General features: G+C 51.3%; 7 protein-coding genes. 2 read left to right on the top strand and 5 right to left on the bottom strand.

Features of this window, described 5'->3' with window-relative positions; translation table 11 throughout:
• The 5 genes from AB7S66_RS10760 to AB7S66_RS10740 form a co-directional block, all read right to left on the bottom strand.
• Positions 1-431 (bottom strand): TSUP family transporter (locus AB7S66_RS10760; RefSeq protein ID WP_428519884.1); only part of this gene is annotated, 431 nt, incomplete at its 3' end.
• Positions 428-1,597, bottom strand: a complete 1,170-nt coding sequence (locus AB7S66_RS10755) for an iron-containing alcohol dehydrogenase (protein WP_428519882.1) — start codon at positions 1,595-1,597, stop codon at positions 428-430. The genes AB7S66_RS10755 and AB7S66_RS10760, both read right to left, overlap by 4 nt.
• Positions 1,594-2,064, bottom strand: a complete 471-nt coding sequence (locus tag AB7S66_RS10750) for an RpiB/LacA/LacB family sugar-phosphate isomerase (protein ID WP_428519880.1) — start codon at positions 2,062-2,064, stop codon at positions 1,594-1,596. Before AB7S66_RS10750 ends, AB7S66_RS10755 begins: the two co-directional genes overlap by 4 nt.
• Positions 2,061-2,999 carry a transketolase family protein gene (locus tag AB7S66_RS10745; RefSeq protein WP_428519878.1) on the bottom strand — a complete coding sequence of 313 codons (939 nt, stop codon included), beginning with the start codon at positions 2,997-2,999 and terminating at the stop codon, positions 2,061-2,063. The genes AB7S66_RS10750 and AB7S66_RS10745 overlap by 4 nt, the downstream gene beginning before the upstream one ends.
• 10 nt (positions 3,000-3,009) lie before the next feature.
• Positions 3,010-3,831 carry a transketolase gene (locus AB7S66_RS10740; protein WP_428519876.1) on the bottom strand — a complete coding sequence of 274 codons (822 nt, stop codon included), beginning with the start codon at positions 3,829-3,831 and terminating at the stop codon, positions 3,010-3,012.
• 123 nt (positions 3,832-3,954) lie between these two features.
• On the opposite strand from AB7S66_RS10740, the gene AB7S66_RS10735 reads away from it, so the two are divergent.
• Both AB7S66_RS10735 and AB7S66_RS10730 read left to right on the top strand, forming a co-directional pair.
• Positions 3,955-5,118, top strand: a complete 1,164-nt coding sequence (locus tag AB7S66_RS10735) for an ROK family protein (RefSeq protein WP_428519874.1) — start codon at positions 3,955-3,957, stop codon at positions 5,116-5,118.
• Positions 5,119-5,226: 108 nt separating this feature from the next.
• The coding region (locus AB7S66_RS10730; protein ID WP_428519872.1) for a fucose isomerase at positions 5,227-6,316 on the top strand (1,090 nt) is incomplete at its 3' end.

Genomic DNA, 6,316 nt, shown 5'->3' with positions numbered 1-6,316 from the left:
TGCACAATACCACCAAGGAAGAGAAAGAGGTAATAGGGGAGTACCTTATACCCTGTAGGGGGTGCACTGTCACCTGTCCTTCTTGCCTGACGGTAGAGTTGGCTGACCGATACCACAATGATGAAGACGGCTAGTATCAGGTTCAGGCTACTGCTCTGCCGTGAGCGGAACAAGTACATGCCCACAGGAAGCCCCAGGAGCATCAAGCCAGTGATGATGGAATATTGTCTCCAGTCGATCTTGGAGAAATTCCGAATCACAATATACAGTGCCAGCAGCCAAGCGAGGATGGTGATGACCTTTACCGCTGTCTTGACTCCCAGCAATGCACTGACAAATGGCATTGCCAGCACGGAGCATCCGAATCCTGTCACTGCTTCTAGGGCATGGGTCACAAAGACCACCAGTCCACTGAGGACCAAGGTGGTCACCTTTTTGCCTCCAGGAGTACGTAGAGATCCTCCATCAAAAGAGGCGGAACCTGGTTGTGCAGCTTTGGGTCGCTCTCTACACGAGAAAATTCCCTACGGATTGTTTCGCTGTCGATATCCAGGGAGAGGTCCTGGAAACTACGGGGAATCCCGAGGTGGGAGAGCAAGGAAGCAATGTCACCACGCAGTGCAGAGACCAATGCATCTCTTCCCACTTGCTCGGGATGCATCATCTTTCCCAGCTTTGCAAGTTCCTCACGGTTCTGCTCATCCCTTGCAGCCCAATCGAATACCTCAAGCAAGGTAAACGCACAGGACAGCCCATGGGGGATATGCCAATTCTCTGAGAGGATGAAGGATATTGCATGACCTGCCGCAGTACCCGTGAGGTTGAAGGCGATTCCAGCCTCATTGGATGCTCTCAGCATTTCCTGTTGCAAGGCACTTCTCTCTTGGTTCTCCACGGTTGCGTCATACAGCTTGGGAAGTGTCTGAAGAACCTTGTAAGCTGCTTCCCTTGCACACTCCCTCGTGATTGTGGTGCTGTTCTTGTTCCAGATGGACTCCAGTGCATGGTCGAGTGCATCCAGACCTGTTGCTGCACAGAGTCCAGGAGGAACCGTATCGAGCAGGGAAGCGATGAGGATTGCAGTATGTGCACTCATGAGAGGAGACCCCAAGGTGTGCTTTCTCCCTGTGCCATCACTGTACACCCCCACTTTTGTAACCTCAGATCCGGTTCCTGCGGTGGTGGGAATCAAGGCCAAGGGCAGGGAACCTTTGGTGATGGGTTTCCCCTGCAAGTACGAATCAAGGGAGCCCTTGTTGGTCATCAGCATCGCCAAGGCTTTTGCTGAATCCAGGACACTGCCCCCTCCGATTCCTAGGATGATATCGGTATCCATGAACCGCTTGTCATGAAACATTGCCTCAATGTCTTCGGTTCTCGGATTGGGTTGCACCTGGTTGAATATCTCAACAGGGGTGAGTTCTGCCAGCTCATCAATCAGGACCTGCTTCCCTTGTATGGGAGCGTTGTCAGTTACAATACTGACATGCAATGGGCCAGTAAGGTTTGCCGTATAACGCAGGATTCTTTCAAGTTCAGTACCTTGCAAGGAAGAAAAACTCAAGATGTGGACGGGGCTTAGCAGGCTGCTGATCATTTGAAATGCTCCTCTTCGAGGGCCTGTACCTGGGAGAATGCATTGCTGAGGAAGTCCTTCTTGAACTCCATTTTCTGGGTAAAGGACATTGCCAGCCAAGCATCAACAATCTGCACGCCGAGGAAGGGGGCGGTAATCCACCCACCCATCGTAATTACATTGGCGTTGTTTACAATCTTTGCCCGCTCTGCGCTGAAGATGCTGTCCACCACGCAGGCATAGATGCCCTTGTGCTTGTTGGCGACAATGGCCATGCCTTGTCCCGTCCCGCATATCAGGATGCCTTTCTCGGCTTCCCCTTTCTGGATGGCTGAGGCAACCTTGGGAGCCTGGATGAAGTAGGGTTGTGGCTTATCTGCGGAATCAATGCCGAAGTCGAGCACTTCATAGCCTTGTTCCTGCAGATGTTTGGTGATCTCTGCCTTGAGGGGGAACCCCGAGAGGTCTGATGCAATTGCAATTTTCATGATTTGCTCCTTAGTGAAAGTGCTTTTCGTACGATTTCTTCTGCAGTGAGCTTGTAGTAGGCTTGCAGCCAATCCTGCGTTCCCACCTGGCCGAACTCATCATGGATGCCCACCATTGCCATGGGGGTAGGAATCGTAGTGCTGAGCAAACCAGCAACAGCTGCTCCTAGGCCGCCTGCAACTTGGTGGTTTTCGGCTGTAACGATGGCACCTGTTTTCCTTGCGTAGGTGAGGACAAGTTCCTCATCCAGAGGCTTGACGGTATGCATATCGATGACTGCTGCGTTGATACCTTGCTCCCCAAGGATTTTTGCCGCCTTGAGGGCCTCTGGGACCAGGATTGCGCCAAGGGCGATAATGGTTACGTCACTGCCATCTTTCAGTACCTTTCCCTTCCCCAAGGTGAACACCTCATCCTCTGCATACAATGGTTGGATTGTCTTCCGATGGAGCCTCATGTAGGTACAACCATAGTGTTCGGCACACTGCCTGACCAAAGCCTTCAAGCTGACCGGATCGGAGGGTTCAAGGATGGTAAGGTTTGGGATCATGCGCATCAGCCCAATGTCCTCGAAAGGCATATGGGTACCTCCATTGAAGGCTGCACTGATGCCGGGGTCTGTACCCACCAGCTTGACATTCAGCTTTGCGTAGTTTGCGGAGATGAAGAACTGGTCAAAGACCCGGCGGCTGGCAAAACAACCAAAGGTTGCTGCAAACGGGATTTTCCCGCCAGCACTCAGGCCAGCTGCCACTCCCACGAGGTTTGCTTCAGCAACCCCAACGTCGACAGCACGTTCAGGAAACCGCTGCTTGAAGGATATTGTACCGGAAGCTTTCATCAGGTCAGCTTCCAGAACCATGATCCGCTCGTCATCCTCGGCCAAGGTGAGGAGGGTATCGCAATAGACGCCTCGCATCTCTTTCGTTTCCATGATCTCTCTCCTATGTAAGTGCCTGGATGGCTTCATTCGCAGTGTCCAGGTCGAAGGCCATGTTATGGTTTGCAACCTTGCCTTCACAGAAAGCGGCTCCCTTCCCTTTGATCGTATCGAGAATGATCATGGATGGTTTCCCTTTCTGTCCCTTTGCCTTTTCAATAGCCATGTCCATGGCTGAGAGATCATGGCCATCAACCCGTTGGGTAAACCAGCCGAAGCTGATCCATTTCCCCTCGATATCCCCAAGACTCAGGACCTCATCGGTAGTTCCATCGATCTGCATCTTGTTGTAATCGGTGAAAGCGATGAGATGATCAATGTGGTGGTGTGAGGCAAACATAGCGGCCTCCCAGTTCTGGCCTTCCTGGCTCTCCCCGTCCCCGATGATTGCATAGACATACGCATCCTTCTTATCTATCCCCATCGCATAGGCAAGGCCACAGGCGGCAGAGAGTCCTTGGCCGAGTGATCCGGTTGTCATGTCAATACCCTTGGTTTTTGTCCGGTCACAATGACTAGGTAGATTGGTTCCACCCTGATTCAGTGTTCTCAACTCCTCAACGGGGAAAAAGCCTTTCAGAGCGAGAGTGGCATAGAGTGCAGGTCCTGCATGTCCTTTGGAGAGCACCAGCAGGTCTCTCTCTTCCCATACAGGATTGGTTGGGTCGATTCGCATCACCTTCCCGTAGAGCAGGGCAAGAAGGTCGACAATGGAGAGAGCTCCCCCGATATGTCCAACACCAAGATTGCCGATGGTAAAGAGTGTTTGTCCCCGAATTTCCTTGGCGAAGGAAGCCAGTTGTTTAAATTGGTCTGAGGAGAGCATAAAGGTACCTCTCTTTTAGTTACTTAGTGAAAGTAACTATAAACCATCCTATGCACCTTGTAAAGCTGCTTCCTGTGGATTTTTTCCCCGGATGGGATTAGACTGAGAAAAAAGGAAGGGCATATGCAAGGCAATCCACTCAGAACGGCTGATTTACGGGTACATAACCAGAATATTGTACTCTCCATGATCCATGCTGCCGGGAGGCAGGGGACCAGTCAGTCTGAGGTTGTGCAACAAACTGGATTGAAGGCTCCTACGATTTTCAGGATTTTTTCAGCTTTGGAAGAGGATGGCTTGATCGAAGCTATTGAAGGGGGTAGTGAAGACTCCACCATCCGAAAAGGCCGGCGTCCAGTTTTCTATGTGGTGTCGAAGAACGCACGATTCACCATTGGCCTTGAATTCTGGGCTGCTTTCCTCTCCCTCGGTGTTTTCAACTTCCAGGGGGAGAGAATCCACTCGGCTATGCATCCACTCCCAGGGAATGTACAAGCACAGGAAGTGACCGACCTCATCGTCACAGAAATTGAGAGGGTGCTGCATGATCTCCACATTGGGAAAGAGCGGGTGATCGGGGTGGGTGTTGCTGCCCCCGGTCAGGTCGACCTCGAGAGGAAGCGTGTTCGCTACTATCCAAGGATAGAGGGGATGAAGGACATTGCCTTGGTCGAGGAGCTGGAGTCCCGCTTGGATGTTCCAGTCATGATTCACAACAATTGTAGTGCCCTTGCACTGAGTGAGTACCGTCATGGAGGTTATGACCATCAGGGGAGCATGTTCACCTTCCTGCTCAGGACGGGGGTAAACGGGGCATTTGTACATGATGATGAGATTTATGTGAACAGCAGGAACCAAACAATCGAGACAGGACATATCCCGATCAATGCGGATGGTCCCAGGTGCAGCTGTGGTTCCAGAGGATGTCTGCAGGCTTACCTGCAGGACCTTGATCCGAACTCCCTGGACTTGCGTCTTGCCCTTTTCGAGGGACTCGATGAAAGATTGCAGGCAGGGGATCCTGTTGCCAGGCGAACCATCGAACGTGCTGCAGGGTATCTTGTTGTTGCCATCAAGGTCCTGATGAGACTCTTCGCTCCCAAGTCATTCCTCTTTGTCGGTTGTTGTGATGTCATTGCTGATGCGATTCGGGAACAGGTTGCTCACCTGCTCGATGAACCAGATGCCTTCAGCGCTGAACCGCCACGCATTTTCTCAACAGCGTACGACCCCCTGCTTGCACAGAAGGGTGCCTCCGATTTGGTACTGCAGGAGTTCTTCCGATAAAAAAATCAGATTTTCATTGACGATTTCTTGTTTGTGGTATTTACTTACTTATGGAAAGTAACTAAATTGAGCATCTTTGCTTTGCTCATGCGGAACGAGGAGTAGTGCGTGAAATATCCAGTAACCCTAGGCGTGGTATGTCTTGCAAGAACGACCTATGACTATATGGCCGCTGAAGAGATCTATGCAAAGATTCGCAGTGAATTGCATCAGATAGAGGGAGTGACTTGGCACTGCGTGGAATCGCTGGTCATATCCCAGGAGGACGGTCTTGCTGCTGCAAAGGAACTTGCAAGCAAGCAGATTGATGGATTGGTATGCATTTCAGGGACCTTCCACCTCGGTCATTTGGTATTGCAACTTAAGCGGGAGCTTCCTGTGCCTGTTCTGCTTTGGGGACTCCCCGAACTTCCTTACAATGGGGGTAAGATTCGACTCAACTCGGTGTGTGGTGTGAACCTGAACGCCAGCAATCTCTATAAGAGTGGGTATGACGACTATATGGTTATCGTCCAGCATTCCATTGATGAGGACTGGGTCGATGCCATCCGCGTTATCAAGGCAATGAAGATGGCTAAGATCGGCATCATAGGCTATAGGGCTGATGGATTCTTCAATGTAGGGGTGCAGGATAATCTTCTGTTTGGCCAGACTGGTGCATTGGTGGATCACTACGAACTAAAGGATGTCCATGACTATCCGGTATCCGATAAGGATGTGGCATCCAGGTTGCAACAAATCAAGGATACCTTCGATGTATCGACACTCTCAGCATACCAGGTGGACAGGGTAGCCCTGCTGGCAGCAAAGCTTGACGCATTTTACCATGAGATGAACCTCTCAGCCCTGGCAATACGATGCTGGCCTGAATTTGCCCGCGATTTTGGTATCTCTCCCTGTGCGGCGATGAGTTTGCTGCAGTCAGAGGGAATGATCCTTGCCTGTGAGGGAGACATCGATGGAGCGCTCTCCATGATTGCCCACCAGGCGCTGGGAGCAGAAACTCCCTTCCTTTTTGACTTCTCACAGGTAGATTTTGAGCAGGATTTTGCCCTGTTCTGGCATTGTGGTGTGGCCCCCTGCAATCTATGGGATGGCACTTGCAACAGAAGCCTTGATACCTACTTTGCGGGAGGCAAGGGAGTCACTGCAGACTTTGTGCTTAAAAGTGGCGCTGTCTCGGTTCTCCGCATCGATT

The organism is Sphaerochaeta sp. (assembly GCF_050178175.1).
GTDB lineage: Bacteria > Spirochaetota > Spirochaetia > Sphaerochaetales > Sphaerochaetaceae > Sphaerochaeta.
This window is presented reverse-complemented; position numbering and strand designations above follow the sequence as displayed.